Origin of the sequence: Anaerococcus hydrogenalis, from assembly GCF_002871895.1 — a bacterium.
GTDB lineage: Bacteria > Bacillota > Clostridia > Tissierellales > Peptoniphilaceae > Anaerococcus > Anaerococcus hydrogenalis.
On sequence record NZ_PNHP01000006.1, the window covers coordinates 1 to 16,340 of the forward strand.

Here is a 16,340-nt window from a genome sequence, read left to right on the forward strand (position 1 = left end):
CGTCTTCTACTGGCATTAGGAATGGTTGGTCGTTATCTCTTTCTGGGATGTCGAAGTATTCGTCTACTTCATCCATTAATTGAAGGATCTTGTCTGACCATGGGCCTTCTCCACCTTCTTGTAAAGATTTTAATGCTGATCCTACTACTACTGGTGCATTGTCTCCATCGAATTCATATTCTGATAGTAAATCTCTTACTTCCATTTCTACTAATTCGATTAGTTCTGGATCATCTACTTGGTCTTCTTTGTTTAAGAATACTGCGATTTTTGGTACTCCTACTTGTCTTGCTAATAGAATGTGTTCTCTTGTTTGTGGCATTGGACCATCTGCAGCTGATACTACTATGATTGCTCCGTCCATTTGTGCTGCTCCTGTGATCATGTTTTTAACGTAGTCAGCGTGGCCTGGAGCGTCTATATGTGCGTAGTGTCTTTTTTCTGTTTCGTATTCTACTACTGATGTGTTGATTGTAATTCCACGTTCTCTTTCTTCTGGAGCTTTATCGATGTGTTCGTAATCTACGTATTCACCTGTTCCATATTTTTTGTTTAGAGCTTGTGTAATTGCTGCTGTTGTTGTTGTTTTACCGTGGTCAACGTGTCCGATTGTACCAATATTAATATGTGGTTTACTTCTTTCAAATGTTTCTTTACTCATGTCGTCCTCCTAATTTTTATTTAAAACTTCTTCTTTTACACTTTCAGGTACTTGAGCATAGTGGTCAAATTGCATTGAATATGTTGCTCTACCTTGAGTCTTACTTCTTAGATCTGTTGCATATCCAAACATTTCTGAAAGTGGAATGAATGCATCTAATATATGAATTCCATCTTTTGGATTCATTCCATCAATTTTTCCTCTTCTTGATGAAACATCTCCCATTACATCTCCAAGATATTCATCTGGTGTTGTAATTTCTACTTTTTCCATTGGCTCAAGTAATACTGGTTTAGCTTTTGCTACAGCATTTTTAAGAGCCATAGATCCTGCTACGTGGAAGGCAACTTCTGATGAGTCTACTTCGTGGTATGAACCATCAAATACTTCTACGTGCATATCAACCATTGGGTATCCACCAAGTATACCTTGAGTAGCTGCTTCTCTAACACCTTCTTCAACTGGTTTGATGTATTCTTTTGGAATAGCTCCTCCGACGATTTTAGATTCGAATGTAATTCCTGCTCCTTCTTCGCCTGGCATAATTCTAAGAACAACATCACCGTATTGACCAGAACCACCTGATTGTCTTACAAACTTACCTTGTGCTTCTGCAGGTTGTGTTATAGATTCTCTGTATGCTACTTGTGGGTTACCAATATTAGCTTCTACTTTAAATTCACGAAGTAATCTATCAACGATAATTTCAAGGTGCAATTCACCCATTCCTGAAATTATTGTTTGTCCTGTTTCTTCATCTGTTTTTGTAACAAATGTTGGATCTTCTTCTGCAAGTTTTTGAAGTCCTATAGCCATTTTATCTTGTGATGCTCTTGTTTTTGGTTCAATAGCAACTGAGATAACTGGGTCTGGGAATTCCATGTTTTCAAGGATGATTGGATCATCTTGAACACATAGTGAATCACCTGTTGTTGTATTTTTAAGTCCAAGAAGAGCTACTATATCTCCACAATATCCTGTTTCGATTTCTTCTTGTTTGTTTGAGTGCATTTGTAGGATTCTTCCAACTCTTTCTCTTTTTCCTTTTGTAGCATTATAGATGTATGAACCTGATTCGATTGTTCCTGAGTAGATTCTTACATATATTAACTTACCTACATATGGGTCAGTTACTACTTTAAAGGCTAAAGCTGATAGAGGTTCATTATCTCCAGGGTGTCTTTGAAGAACTTTTTCGTCATCTTTAGGATCTGTTCCTTGAACATCTGGTATATCAAGTGGACTTGGCATGTAGTCAACTATTGCATCAAGTAATGCTTGAACACCTTTGTTTTTGTAAGCTGATCCACAAAGACATGGGAAAATTTTCTTTTCTATTGTTCCTTTTCTTATAGCAGCTTTAATTTCATCTTCAGAAACTTCTTCACCTTCAAGATATTTCATCATGATTGTATCGTCAATTTCTGATAATTCTTCTAATAGGTTTGCCCTATATTCTTCTGCTTTTTCTTTTAAGTTTTCTGGAATTTCGCCTTTTATTGGGTGAGCACCTAAGTCTTCTGTTTTGTATGTTACAGATTCCATTGTTACTAGGTCAACTACACCTTCAAATTCAGATTCAGCTCCTATAGGAATTTCTATAGGTACTGCATTTGCTTTTAATTTTTCTTTGATTGTATCTACAGACATATAAAAATCTGCGCCTGTAGCATCCATTTTATTTATAAAACAAAATCTTGGAATGTCGTATTTGTCAGCTTGTCTCCAAACTGTTTCAGATTGTGGTTCTACACCACTTTTAGCATCAAATAGCGCAACAGCACCATCAAGAACTCTTAGAGATCTTTCAACTTCAACTGTAAAGTCAACGTGGCCTGGTGTATCTATGATGTTAATTCTGTGACCATCCCAGTAACATGTTGTTGCAGCAGATCCGATTGTAATTCCACGTTCCTTTTCTTGGTCCATAGAATCCATTACTGCTGTACCATCATGAGTATCACCAATTTTATATATCTTACCGGTATAATATAACATTCTTTCTGTTACTGTTGTTTTACCAGCATCGATATGTGCCATGATACCTATATTTCTGGTTTCTTTTAATGAGACATCTCTTGACATTGATCCCCCTAATATCTATAGTGTGCGAAAGCCTTGTTAGCTTCTGCAGCTCTGTGCATTTCTTCTTTACGTTTAACGCTGGCACCAGCATTGTTTGATGCATCTAAAATTTCTTTAGATAATCTTTCTACCATAGTTTTTTCTCCACGTGCTCTTGAGAAATTTACTAACCATCTTAAACCTAAAGTTTGTCTTCTTTCTGGTCTAACTTCCATAGGTACTTGGTAGTTAGCTCCACCTATTCTTCTTGCTTTAACTTCAAGTGTTGGCATAATATTTTCTAAAGCTTGGTAGAATACTTCTAATGGATCATTTCCAGAAGTTTCTCCAACTATTTCGAAAGCATCATAAACTATTTTTGTAGCAACACCTTTTTTACCGTCTAGCATAACATTGTTGATAAGTTTTGTTACAACTCTATCGTTATACTTAGCATCAGGCATTACCTCTCTTTTTGGTATATGTCCTTTTCTTGACACTTTGCTTCCCTCCTTTACCAATTTAGTAATATCTTTAGTACTCGACCATAAGGCCTTAAACGACCTTAAAGCCGTTTGTGTGCACATATACTTTATATTAATTAGTACACTATGCACTACATCTAAATACTACTAATTTTCTTTTTTAGCTCCGTATTTAGATCTACCTTGTTTTCTTCCTTCTACTCCTGCTGTATCAAGAGTACCTCTTATAATATGGTATCTAACACCTGGAAGGTCTTTTACTCTTCCTCCTCTTATAAGTACAACAGAGTGTTCTTGAAGATTGTGTCCGATTCCTGGTATATAAGAAAGAACTTCAGCACCATTAGTTAGTCTAACTCTGGCAACTTTTCTCAAAGCTGAGTTAGGTTTTTTAGGTGTTACTGTTCTTACTGAAGTACAAACTCCACGTTTTTGTGGTGATTGTGATTTAGTTTGTCTTCTTTTAAGTGTATTGAAGTTGTAACCTAAAGCTGGTGTAGCTGACTTTTCTTTTATTGTCTTTCTACCTTTTCTAACAAGTTGATTAATTGTAGGCATAATGCACCTCCTTTTTTCTAAATTTTAATCATCTTAAAAATTGGCTTTTACGCCAATCCTTAAATATTTTACACTCTAAGTATTTATATGTCAAGTAATTTAAGCATTTTCTTGCTTTTTTTTATATTTTGACTTGTAATTTAAATATTTTAAAACTAGAAAATCTACTATTACATAATACTGGCATACAGGTCTTATGGATGTGTTTTCTTCGTACCTATATACTTCATGGGATACAAAGGAAAGATTGTAGTCAGATATTTGTGATAGCTTGTTGTTTGAAAGTTTTGTTATTGATACTAAAATTATTTTTTTTCTTATTTTTTTTATAAAGTCTAGTAAGATGGTATTTTCACCTGAAAATGATATGGCTATTAGTATATCGTCTCTTTTTATATTTTTATTTAATAATTCTAGGTCATTTTTTATATCTAGGGTGTAGGCAATTATACCTATGTTTAGAAAATTTCTTTTTAGCTCTTCTGCCAAATTTTTTTGAATATAGCCTGTATATATTAAATATATTTTATTCGTATTATATAAGCTTTCAAATAAGCCATCTAAATTTAATCCCTTTATCATATTCATTGATAAGGATATGTCATTGTAGGTATAATCTATTTCATTTTCATCGAAGTCAACTATTTTTTCTCTTTCCCACTTTATTAGATATTTTAATTCCGAGTATCCATCTAGTCCTATTTTTTTTGCAAAGTTTACAATTGATGATTCATTAAATTTTGATTTTTTAGAAAATTCTTTTAAATTTTTTTCTATAAAATCTGTTTTTTCTTGCATTATATAAGAATATAACTTTATATCGTTTTTATCTAAGGTATCGTAATTTTCTTTTATTAAATCATTTACTTTCATTTTTCATCCTATATTCTTGGTATTTTACAAAAAACTTTTCTATTTCTTCAAGATTTTTTGCTATCGAGTTTATTTTATTTTTTTCTAGCTTTTTTATGTGAATTGTATAATTTCCCAAAAATGATTTGGAATAAGTGTCGGTTATTAGGATTTTTTTTGTGTTTAAGTTTGAAATAAGACTTAATAGCTCTAAGGTATTTGGATCATCTGATAAATCTATTATAAATATTGTGGAATCTTTTAGAGAATTTTTGTTGAAGGTGCTTATTTCATCCCTTCCTTGAAAGGTTTCTGATAGCTTTCCTAAGTCTTTTAAATAGGATTTTATAGATTTTTTTATTATATCTTCAAAATCTCCATTTCCATATATAAAGATATTATTTGACTTGTCGAGACTTTCTAATATTTGATTAAGTTTTTTATCGTCTTCTTTTGTTTGATCTTTTTTTGTATGATCTTTTTGCTTTAGAAAGTATTTAAATTCACTATAGCCTCCAAAGCCAATTTTTTGAGTAAATCTTAATATACTTGTTCTTGATGTAAGGCATTTTTTTGCTAATTCATTTATAGATAGGTCTAGTTCGTCATTTTTGTTATCCATTAAAAAGTCTGCTATGGCAAGGTCTGTTTGAGTAAATTTTTCCTTATTTTTTTTTATCAATTCTTCTAGCTTCATTATATCTCCTGCTTTAAAAATCTATATGATTAATATATATTTTTCCAAATAAAAAAATCCTAGTAACATTATACTGCTACTAGGATTTATTTTTATCTTTAATGAAGTTCTGGCCAGAAGTCTTTGTTTGCTTCGATTAAATCATCTAAGATTAATTTTGCAACTTTTGCACTTGGTACTGTTTTTGAAAGTGTAAGTGCTTGCCATAATTTTTGGTAAGATCCTTCTATCCAAGCTTCTACTGCTAGTTTTTCTACTGAAACTTGTTCTTCCATCATACCTTTTTGGAATTGTGGAATTTTTCCTTGACAGATTTTTTTGTATCCTGATTTGTCAACTATACATGGTACTTCTACCATTGCTGTTGGGTCAAAGTTTGATACTGCTCCGTCGTTTTCTACTATTAATAAGAATACTTCTTTTGTATTTTCAGCTAGGGCAATTGCAAGGTCAACTATATATGATGCGTGAGCGTCTATTTCAAAGTCGATTCCTTCAGCTGTTCCCCTATCTGTGATTGTATTACATAAACCAAATACTTCTTTTTCTCTACCTTCTTTTACTTCATCAACTCTTGTGTGGTTAATGTCTGTGTGTTCCATAACGAAGTCTGGGTATAGGTAGTATTTTAGATAAGTGTTTGGAATTGTTTCTGGATCTAGGGCATAAACGTCTTTTGCCTTTGTAAATGTTTCAACCCAAGATTCATCAAGGTGTTGTGCTGTTCCGATTCCATCAGCAAATCCATTTACTGATACATGTTCTTTGATTTGTGGCATTAAATCATTTCCATCTTTGTCTTTAATTTCTGTAAACCAACCAAAGTGGTTAAGTCCGTAATATGAGAAGTCTAAATCTTTCCAGTGTTTAAGTCCTACCATATCTGCCATCTTGTACATTAAGTCAATTGGCATATCACAAATGTTTATGATTTTTGAATCTGGTCTTAATCTTCTTGTTGCTTCTGCAACTATAGCTGCTGGGTTAGAATAGTTTAGCATCCAAGCATCTGGTGAGTATTTTTCCATATAATCTAAGATTTCAATTACTCCACCGATTGATCTAAGTCCGTAAGCAATTCCACCTGGTCCACAAGTTTCTTGTCCTATTACACCATATTTTGGTGGAATTTTTTCATCTTTAGATCTCATTTCATATTTACCAACTCTGATTTGTGCCATTACAAAGTCTGTATCTGAAAATGCAGTTTCTGGATCAAGTGTATGAATAAATTCAATATCAGGATGTCTTTCTTTCATAAAGATGTCAAAAGCATTTCCAATTATATTTTGTCTGTCTTCATCGTTATCATATAATTTGATTGATCTAATTGGAAATCTATCAAGATTGTCCATAAGCATTAGAATCATTCCTGGTGTAAATGTTGATCCACCACCTGCAATTGTTATAGCGTATTTTTTCATTTTAAATCTCCTTTTTAAATTTCTATTATTTTATTATTCTTATTCGTTTTCTAATATTTTTCCAAATTCATCAGCAACATATTGGATATTTGTACCAACTATTACGTGTACTGATTTACCGTTTCTACTTGTTCCATAAGTTCCAATTTGCTTAAAGTAGTCATTTTCCATGACTTTCTCAGGATCATTTACATTAACCCTAAGTCTTGTTACACAGTTTGTAAAGTCTTTTATATTCTCAGCTCCGCCAAGTCCAATTAATATTTCATCAGCCATAACTTCGAATTCGTCTTTAGCATCAACTTTTGTAGCATCTTCTGCCTTAGCTCCACCTTTTTTGCCCCTGTATTCTTTTTTAGAATAAAGTTTAACATTGCTTTCAACTTCCCTACCAGGTGTTTTGAAGTCAAATTTTTCAATTAAGAAAGTAAAGACAAAATACCAAACTGCAATTGCAATAATTCCAACTACCAACATTTTTAAATAAGTTGACCAGTGATTTGCCATAAGTGGTATCCAGTTTAAAGAAGCCATCTCTATAGCTCCACCTGAAAATACTCCTACAACTCCCAAATAATACATAACTGTTGAAAGACAAGCTGCAAGAATTGCATGAACTATAAATAGTGGTGGTGCAATAAATAAGAATGTATATTCAATTGGTTCAGTTACTCCACACATTATAGCTGAAATTACAACTGGAATCATAAGCCCTGCAACCTTCTTTTTGTTTTCTGGTTTTGCAGTCTTATAAAAAGCAAGTCCTATACCAGCACAACCAAATAATTTTGACCAACCTGTAGAAGTAAATGCTGCATAAGGTGCAAGGTCTAATAGTGGTTTTGTACTAGCTGCGAGTTCTGGTAATTGTTTTGCCCAAGCAGCATAAATTCCACCAGAAACTAAAACTGAATCATAATAAATAGGTGCATACAATAAATGGTGTAAACCAAAAGGTATCAACAATCTTTCAAGTAAGATAAATACCCAAACACCAAGTCCTCCAGCACTTGTTACAAATCCTTGGAAGCCTGATATTACCATTTGAATTTTTGGCCAAACCAAACAAGCAAGTACTGCAGCTGGAATCATAACTATAAAGCCAAGTCCTACTCCGAAAGCAGATCCTCTAAAAACTCCAAGCCATTCAGGAAGTCTTGTATCAAAATATTTATTATGTAAAAATATTGCAAGTCCTGAAATTAATAAAGCTCCCATCATACCCATATCTAGGGTTTTAATATTGGCAATATTTGCAAGTCCTGATTCTGCTCCAGCTTCAAGTGCATAATCAACACCAAAAACTGATCCCCAAGTTCCTAGTATGGAAGCTACATAATAATTAAATATTAAATAAATAACTAAAGATTCCATACAAGCTCTAGCATTTTGTTTATTTGCAAGTCCTATTGGAAGTGAAACTGCAAATAAAAGTGGCAACTGATTAAACACGGTCCATCCACCAGATAGAACCATATCCCAGAATCCTCTCCAGAAAGTTCCTTCTGCGGCAATAGATCCTAGTATTTGTTCATTAGTAAACAATATTCCAAAACCAATAAGTACTGCTGAAACAGCAAATAACATTACTGGAGTAAACATCGCCCCGCCGAACTTTTGAATTTTCTCCATCATTTTTTAACCCCTCCTTAGGTAAACGGTATCTTATGCTTATATAATATCCTCTAAAAAGATATATGTCAACAATCATTGAAATTTAGGTATTCTTAACATATAGTGAAATTTATTTTTATTTTGTGAATATTCACATAAAAAAGTAATCCTAAGTCCAGTATAGTATTATTAGCAAAAGAAAGGAGATATTATGAATACAAATGATAATATTAGAGACTATATTTTAAGCCTTCCATGTGCAGCAAGTTTAATTTTGCTAGTACAATATTTAGCATATTTTTATATTTACAAAAATAATCAAGCAGATTCATTTAAAAGATCGCTTGTTTTTGCCATAGGATTTTTTATTGTATCATCGCTTTTGGCAAAGGTCCAAAAAGTTAATATTTCTTTAAAAGATATAAAATATAAAAAACTAACTACAATTTTCTTATTGGTATTTGTAGTTTTAAATATAATAAATGCAATATAAAAGAGCCGGCTATTGCCGACTCTTATTTTTTTATTCATTTAGAGCTTCTTTTTCTCTATTTTCAATTTCTTCAATATTCATTTGTATTTGTGCATCTTCAAGATCTTTATTTTCATAGTTTATATCAAAGTCATTGTAAACTTTCATACCTGTACCTGCTGGTATTAGTTTTCCTATAATTATATTTTCTTTTAATCCTTTAAGATCATCAACTTTTCCCTTGATTGAAGCATCTGTAAGAACTCTTGTTGTTTCTTGGAAGGATGCTGCTGATAACCAAGATTCTGTAGCAAGGGATGCCTTTGTAATTCCTAGAAGTTGTTGAGAATACTCACAAGGTTTTTTACCTTCTTTTACCATTTGTTCATTTACAATTCTTACTTCTCTAATTTCTTGTAAAGAACCTGGTAAAAATTCTGTATCTCCTGCATCTTCTATTTTTACTTTTTTAAGCATTTGCTTTGCTATAACTTCTATATGTCTATCGTCGATTTCTACACCTTGAAGTCTATATACTTTTTGAACTTCTTTAGTTATATAATCTTGAACCCCAACTTTTCCTAGAACCTTTAATACATCATGTGGATCAAGGGAACCTTCTGTAAGTTGTTGTCCTTTTTCAACTACATCGCCTTCAGAAACTAAAAGTCTTGCACCAAATGGTATATTATATTTTTTAGAATATCCATCTTCTGATAAGATTTCAACGTCAGTTTTCTTCTCATTTTGAATTAGTGAAACTGTTCCAGAGTTTTCAGCAATAAAGGCAAGTCCTTTTGGTTTTCTTGCTTCAAACAACTCTTCAACCCTTGGAAGACCTTGAGTAATTCCAACTCCTGCTATTCCTCCTGAGTGGAAGGTTCTCATTGTAAGCTGTGTACCCGGCTCACCGATTGATTGGGCAGCTATAATTCCTACAGCCTCTCCAATATTTACTTTCTTACCTGTAGCAAGGTTTCTACCATAACATTTTTCACAAACACCATGTTTAGATTTACATTCAAGAACTGAACGTAATTTAACTTCTTTAATGCCGCTTGCAACAATATTGTCAGCCTTATCTTCATCAATAATTTGATTTTTACCAACTATAAGTTCTCCATCATTGTCAAATATATCTTCAAATGATGTACGGCCTACAATCCTTGTGTACAAGTTTTCTATTAACTCGTTTCCATCTTTAAATTCACGAGCTATAACATATCCATCTGTACCACAATCATCTTCTGTTACAATTACATCTTGTGAAATATCTACCATTCTTCTTGTTAGATAACCTGAATCGGCAGTTCTTAAAGCTGTATCTGTAAGTCCCTTACGAGAACCGTGAGTTGAAATAAAGTATTCTTGTACTGAAAGTCCTTCACGGAAGTTAGCCTTTATAGGAATTTCTATGATTTTTCCATCAGCCCTTGACATAAGTCCACGCATTCCACCTAATTGTCTGATTTGGTTTGTAGAACCACGGGCTCCGGAATCTGCAAATATTTTAATATTATTGTCAGATTTTAATTCATCAAGTAGGGCTGCTGTTACTTCATCAGTAGCTTCTCTCCAAATATCTATAACTTTTTCGTATCTTTCGTTATCTGTTATAAATCCACGTCTATAAAGTTTTTCATACTTATCAACTTCACTATCTGCCTTTGATACAATATCCCATTTTTGGTGAGGGATTGTAACGTCTGACATAGAAACAGTAAGTCCTGAAAGGGTTGAATATTTATAGCCTGTAGATTTAATATAATCTAGAACTGAAGCAGTCTTAATATTTCCATGTTTTCTAAAGCAACGATCAACAATCTCTTTTAAAACACCAGATGATGTAACTTGATCAACTTCTAGTGAATATGGATCTTCTTTTCTATTTACATATCCTAAATCTTGTGGAATTCCTTCATTGTAGATAAATCTACCAACTGAAGAATTTACAATTTTTCCAGGATCATTTTCATCTTTTCTTATCCTAACTCCAACTTTTGTTTGAAGGGTTACATTGTGGTTTAGTAGGGCTTTTTTCATTTCTGAAATATCTTCAAAAATCATTCCCTCACCCTTAGCGCCTTCTTTTATAGTTGTAAGATAATAAGCGCCCAATACCATATCTTGGGATGGAGTTGTAATTGCCTTTCCATCTTTTAGACCAAGAATATTGTTTGTTGACATCATTAGAAGTCTTGCTTCAATTTGAGCTTCATTTGATAAAGGTAAGTGTATAGCCATTTGGTCCCCATCAAAATCTGCGTTAAAGGCAGGACAAGCCAATGGGTGAAGTTTCATTGCCTTTCCTTCAACCAAAACTGGTTCAAAAGCTTGAATACCAAGTCTGTGTAGTGTAGGGGCACGGTTTAATAAAACTGGATGATCTTTGATAACTTCTTCTAGAATTTCATAAACTCTAGGGTCTTTTTTCTCTACCATTTTTTTAGCAGATTTTAAATTATGGGCAAGGTCTTTTTCTACAACCTTATTCATGATAAATGGTTTAAATAATTCTAAAGCCATCTCTTGTGGCAAACCACATTGGTTAAATTTAAGGTTAGGTCCTACTACAATTACAGAACGACCAGAATAATCTACCCTCTTACCAAGTAAGTTTTGTCTAAATCTACCACTTTTACCCTTTAATAAATCTGATAGAGATTTCATATTTCTATTAGATGCACCTGTTACAGCACGTCCACGTCTACCATTATCTATAAGAGCATCTACAGCTTCTTGGAGCATTCTTTTTTCATTTCTAACAATAATTTCTGGAGCTCCAATATCAAGTAGTCTTTTTAGTCTGTTATTTCTATTTATAACTCTTCTGTACAAATCATTTAAATCACTTGTGGCAAATCTTCCACCTTCAAGTTGAACCATAGGTCTAAGTTCAGGTGGCATAACTGGAAGTACATCAAGTATCATCCATTCTGGTTTATTTCCACTTGTTAAAAATGAATCGACAACTTCAAGTCTTCTAGAGATTCTTACCTTCTTTTGTCCCTTTGCATCTTCAAGTTCTTTCATTAATGATTCGTATTCTTTTTTAAGATCCATGTTAGCAAGAAGTTTTTTAACAGCTTCTGCTCCCATTTCAGCTTGAAATTCTGTATCATCTGGATAATTATCAAGAGCTTCTGAGTATTCACTTTCAGATAATTCTTGTTTTTCGTAATATTCAGTTTCTCCTGGGTTTATTACTACATATGATGCAAAATATAAGATTTTTTCCAAAACTCTTGGACTCATATCTAATAAAAGACCCATTTTTGATGGTATTCCTTTGAAATACCATATATGACTTACAGGGGCTGCAAGTTCTATATGTCCCATTCTTTCACGTCTTACCTTAGACTTAGTTACTTCAACACCACATTTTTCACAAACAACACCCTTATATCTTATTCTCTTGTATTTACCACAAGAGCATTCATAGTCCTTGGTAGGTCCAAAAATTTTCTCACAGAACAAACCATCTTTTTCAGGTTTAAGTGTTCTATAATTTATAGTTTCTGGTTTTTTTACCTCACCATGGGACCATGATCTGATTCTTTCAGGAGATGCTATTTTCATCCTCATAGCACCAAATTCTTGTAATTCTGACAAAAAATCCCCCTTAATCTTCTAGCTCTTCTACACCTTCATTTGTAGAATCTGTACTTTCTACCTTTTTATCTTCTAATTTTGAAAGATTTGCTCCACTAAGTTTTTTTGATTGGCTTCTAATTTTTGAAGCATCAATTTTTTCAACATCTGAGAACTTATCTTGTTCGTCAATATTTTCTTTTAATTCAATTACATTTCCATCTTCATCTAAAAGCTCAACATCTAGGGCTAGAGATTGTAATTCTTTTACCAATACCTTGAAAGATTCTGGTGTACCTGGTTCTGGTACATTTTCTCCTTTGACAATTGATTCGTAAGTTTTAACTCTTCCAGTAACATCATCTGATTTTACTGTTAACATTTCTTGAAGAGTATGGCTTGCTCCGTATGCTTCTAGAGCCCAAACTTCCATTTCTCCAAATCTTTGTCCACCAAATTGTGCTTTACCTCCTAGAGGTTGTTGAGTTACAAGTGAATAAGGTCCTATACTTCTTGCGTGAATTTTTTCTTCTACCATGTGGTGAAGTTTTAGCATATACATTACTCCAACTGTAACAGGATTTTGGAATTCTTCTCCAGTTCTTCCATCACGAAGTCTAATTTTTCCTGTTTTATTTACGTATGGAGCTGTTTTTTTAGCTTCTTCTAAAGCTTCTTCTATTTCTGTATCAAGTGCTCCGTCAAATACCGGAGTTGCTATTTTCCATCCCATAGTTCTTGCAGCAAGACCCATGTGTACTTCCAAAACTTGTCCTATATTCATACGTGAAGGAATACCTAATGGGTTAAGACAAATTTGAATTGGTGTTCCATCTGGTAAAAATGGCATGTCTTCTCTTGGCATAATTCTTGAAACGACACCCTTGTTACCGTGTCTACCACACATTTTATCTCCAACCATGATTTTTCTTTTGGTTGCTACAAACACTCTTATAACTTTATTTACGCCTGGTGATAATTCATCACCATCTTTTTTATTGTATTCTTTTACATCAACAACAATACCACTTTCTCCGTGTGGAACTGTAAGAGATGTATCACGAACTTCACGAGCTTTTTCTCCAAATATTGCTCTTAATAATCTTTCTTCTGGTGAAAGTTCTGTTTCTCCTTTTGGTGAAACTTTTCCTACCAAGATATCTCCACTTTTAACTTCAGCACCGATTCTTATTACACCATTTTCATCGAGATTTTTCTTCATGTCGTCTCCAACATTTGGAATATCTTTTGTAATTTCTTCAGCACCTAGTTTTGTCTCACGAGCTTCACATTCATGTTCTTCTATATGAACTGATGTAAGAACATCATCCATTACTAGTTGTTCATTTAAAAGCATAGCATCTTCGTAGTTATATCCTTCCCAAGTTGTAAAGGCAATAAGAATATTTTTACCAAGAGCAAGCTCTCCTTGTTCTGTTGAAGGACCATCTGCTATTATTTCGTTTGCATCAACATGATCTCCAAGTTTTACAATTGGTCTTTGGTTAATTGTTGTTCCTTGGTTAGCACGTCTAAATTTAAGAAGTCTATAATAGTCAATTTCCCCATCTGAATCTCTTTTGATTCTGATTTTTTCATCACCAACATAAACAACTTCCCCGGCGTTTTTGCTTACTACACAAACTCCAGAATCTTTTGCAGCCCTATGTTCAATTCCTGTAGCAACTATTGGTGCTTGGGATTTTAAAAGTGGAACTGCTTGTCTTTGCATGTTGGCACCCATTAGAGCACGAGTTGAGTCGTCATTTTCCAAGAAAGGAATCAAACTTGCTCCAACTGATACGATTTGTTGAGGAGAAACGTCCATATATTCAACGCTTTCTCTTGGATAAATATCATTCTCACCGTTAATACCACGACCTGATACACGATCATTTATAAATCTATTGTTTTCATCAAGTGGTTCGTTGGCTTGGGCAATAATAAAATCATCTTCAATATCTGCTGTTAGATAATCTATTTCATCTGTTACATATCCATCTTTTCCAACTTTTCTGTAAGGTGTTTCAATAAATCCATATTTATTTATTCTTGCATAAGTTGTAAGAGATGTGATTAGACCGATGTTTGGTCCTTCTGGAGTTTCTATTGGACAAATTCTTCCGTAGTGGGAATCGTGAACGTCTCTTACTTCTACTCCTGCCCTATCTCTTGAAAGTCCACCTGGTCCTAAAGCTGATAATCTTCTTTTGTGAGTAAGCTCACTCATTGGATTTGTTTGGTCCATAAATTGTGAAAGCTGACTGGAACCAAAAAATTCTTTTATTACAGCTGTAACTGGTTTTATATTGATAAGCCCTTGAGGTGTAGCAAGATCTGGATCTTGAGTTGTCATTCTTTCTCTTACAACTCTTTCCATCCTAGCAAGACCAATTCTAAATTGGTTTTGTAATAATTCTCCAACTCCTCTTACTCTTCTGTTTCCTAAATGGTCAATATCATCAACATCGCCAATTCCTTCGAAAAGGTTAAATTGATAATTTACTGCAGCAAGAATATCAGATTTTACTATATTTTTTGGACAAAGTTCTTTCTTTCTTCTTTCAATTTCATTTATAATTGATTCTTTATCTTCATTATCATCAAGTATTTCTCTCATAACTGGATAATATACTTTTTCAGATAATTCTATGTTTGAGAGATCAATTTCTTCTAATTCTTCGAAAGAATCAAGGTAAACAAAGTGGTTACCACAAATTCTTAATTCTTTATCCTCACCGTTTTCTTGTTTTACAATTACATCTACAACATTAATTCCACTGTTTTCTATGTTAAGAGCAGTTTGTCTATCAATCATTTCTCCTGCCTTAACAAAAAGCTCTCCTGTTTCGTCATCTATAACATCTTTTGCAGAAATTTGATCAATTAGCCTGTCGTGTAGGGCTAATTTTTTGTTGTATTTATATCTTCCTACTTTAGCAAGGTCATATCTTCTATCATCAAATAAAAGATTATTTATTAAATTTTGTGCAGATTCTAGACTGGCTGGATCACCTGGTTTTAATTTTTTATAAATTTCTATTAAAGCTTCTTCACTTGTTTCTGAATTTTCTTTTTCAAGTGTATTTCTTAAATGTTCAGTATCACCTAAGGCTTCAATTATTTCCTCATCATTTTCAAATAGTAAAGCCCTTACAAGAGTTGTTGCTGGAAGTTTTCTTGTACGATCAAGTCTTACATTTACTGTATGAGATGCATCTGTATCAAATTCAATCCAAGCTCCCCTGTTAGGTATAACTGTTGAAGAATACATTTTGTTTCCTGATTTATCAAGCTCTGATGCATAATAAACTCCAGGACTTCTAACTAGCTGACTTACTATAACTCTTTCAGCACCATTAATTACAAAAGTTGCTGAATCAGTCATCATTGGGAAATCTCCCATGAACACTTCTTGTTCTTTTACTTCTTCAGTTTCCTTATTAATAAGTCTTGCCTTAACTTTAAGGTCTCTAGAATATGTTGTATCCTTATATTTTGCTTCTTCTATTGTATATTTTGTTTCATCATCAAAATCATATCCAACAAATTCAAGTATTAAATTGCCATTATAATCTTCGATTGGGGAAATATCTTCCAAGATTTCTCCCAAGCCCTCTTCTATAAACCACCTATAAGAATCTTTTTGTACTTTTAATAGGTTTGGCAAATCAAGAACTTGAGGAAATTTAGAAAAGCTAACACGTTCAGTTTTACCAAATAACTCTTTATGATATTGCACTATAAATTACTCCTTTATCTTGCTTTAAGCCTAAAACTTCGCTTTTGACCTTTATGTAATTTTTACAGCATTTTCTTTTGAAAACAAGCCTTTTTTACATAAATAAAAAATCTCGCTAAATTAGAATTCTAGCAATTGTTTATTATATCACTACACGCTAGTAAATGTCAAATAATTTAG

Annotated in this window: 11 protein-coding genes; 1 reads left to right on the forward strand and 10 read right to left on the reverse strand. The window is 33.1% G+C overall.

All coding sequences use genetic code 11. The annotated features are described in order from the left end of the window. The 8 genes from CJ192_RS07830 to CJ192_RS07865 all read right to left on the reverse strand — a co-directional run. Positions 1 to 661: GTP-binding protein (locus CJ192_RS07830; RefSeq protein WP_146001766.1), on the reverse strand; the 661-nt coding region annotated here is incomplete at its 3' end. Positions 662 to 670: 9 nt separating this feature from the next. After that, complete coding sequence (gene fusA, locus CJ192_RS07835; RefSeq protein ID WP_004818567.1) at positions 671 to 2,746, reverse strand: elongation factor G; 2,076 nt, start codon at positions 2,744 to 2,746, stop codon at positions 671 to 673. Positions 2,747 to 2,754: 8 nt separating this feature from the next. Further along, entirely contained in the window at positions 2,755 to 3,225 is a 471-nt protein-coding gene (rpsG, locus tag CJ192_RS07840) for a 30S ribosomal protein S7 (protein ID WP_004818603.1), read from the reverse strand. A gap of 132 nt (positions 3,226 to 3,357) precedes the next feature. Continuing rightward, a complete protein-coding gene (gene rpsL, locus CJ192_RS07845; RefSeq protein ID WP_004818588.1) occupies positions 3,358 to 3,768 on the reverse strand; it encodes a 30S ribosomal protein S12 in 411 nt (136 codons plus the stop codon). Between the two features lie 99 nt (positions 3,769 to 3,867). Then, positions 3,868 to 4,641, reverse strand: coding sequence for a MurR/RpiR family transcriptional regulator (locus CJ192_RS07850; protein WP_102198387.1), 774 nt, complete (start codon positions 4,639 to 4,641; stop codon positions 3,868 to 3,870). Beyond that, on the reverse strand, positions 4,628 to 5,317 hold the full coding sequence (locus tag CJ192_RS07855) for a MurR/RpiR family transcriptional regulator (protein WP_102198388.1): 690 nt from the start codon (positions 5,315 to 5,317) through the stop codon (positions 4,628 to 4,630). Before CJ192_RS07855 ends, CJ192_RS07850 begins: the two co-directional genes overlap by 14 nt. A gap of 98 nt (positions 5,318 to 5,415) precedes the next feature. Then, entirely contained in the window at positions 5,416 to 6,741 is a 1,326-nt protein-coding gene (locus CJ192_RS07860; protein ID WP_004818608.1) for a 6-phospho-alpha-glucosidase, read from the reverse strand. Positions 6,742 to 6,780: 39 nt separating this feature from the next. Continuing rightward, positions 6,781 to 8,376 carry an alpha-glucoside-specific PTS transporter subunit IIBC gene (locus CJ192_RS07865; protein ID WP_102198389.1) on the reverse strand — a complete coding sequence of 532 codons (1,596 nt, stop codon included), beginning with the start codon at positions 8,374 to 8,376 and terminating at the stop codon, positions 6,781 to 6,783. Positions 8,377 to 8,566: 190 nt separating this feature from the next. Here CJ192_RS07865 and CJ192_RS07870 point away from each other — a divergent pair, with 190 nt between their 5' ends. Beyond that, on the forward strand, positions 8,567 to 8,848 hold the full coding sequence (locus CJ192_RS07870; RefSeq protein WP_004818631.1) for a hypothetical protein: 282 nt from the start codon (positions 8,567 to 8,569) through the stop codon (positions 8,846 to 8,848). Between the two features lie 30 nt (positions 8,849 to 8,878). Here the strand turns inward: CJ192_RS07870 and rpoC are convergent, their stop codons facing one another. Next, positions 8,879 to 12,439 carry a DNA-directed RNA polymerase subunit beta' gene (rpoC, locus tag CJ192_RS07875; protein WP_102198390.1) on the reverse strand — a complete coding sequence of 1,187 codons (3,561 nt, stop codon included), beginning with the start codon at positions 12,437 to 12,439 and terminating at the stop codon, positions 8,879 to 8,881. Positions 12,440 to 12,449: 10 nt separating this feature from the next. Next, positions 12,450 to 16,160 (reverse strand): DNA-directed RNA polymerase subunit beta, encoded by a 3,711-nt coding sequence (gene rpoB / locus CJ192_RS07880; RefSeq protein WP_102198391.1) that lies wholly within the window; start codon positions 16,158 to 16,160, stop codon positions 12,450 to 12,452. Positions 16,161 to 16,340 lie beyond the last annotated feature (180 nt).